The organism is Neisseria sp. P0009.S007 (assembly GCF_051962515.1).
The window spans coordinates 1-296 of the sequence record NZ_JBQCVF010001036.1 but is presented as its reverse complement, the minus strand read 5'-3'; the positions used below and the strand labels follow the sequence as shown (position 1 = coordinate 296).

The 296-nt window shown below is 55.4% G+C and carries 1 protein-coding gene; it reads right to left on the bottom strand.

Going from position 1 to position 296, the window contains the following annotated elements; translation table 11 throughout:
* A partial coding sequence (locus tag ACTHS3_RS17650; RefSeq protein WP_440368721.1) for a YebC/PmpR family DNA-binding transcriptional regulator occupies positions 1 to 296 on the bottom strand: 296 nt, incomplete at both ends.

Here is a 296-nt window from a genome sequence, read left to right as displayed (position 1 = left end):
TTTGGGCGCGCATGGTAACGTCACCGTCAACAGATTTGTAGCCTGCGGCTTCCAATGCTGCTTTCACGCCAGCCCAGTCATTCGGCGCGGTAACCACTTCGATGGAACCGTCGTCGTTGGTGATGACATCTTCCGCACCGGCTTCCAAAGCCGCTTCCATCAGCGCATCTTCGTCAACGCCCGGTTCAAATACCAAATAGCCTTGATGAACGAAGTTGAACGCTACGCAGCCGTCGGTACCCAAGTTACCGCCGTTTTTAGTGAACGCGTGACGCACATCGGCAACGGTACGGGTT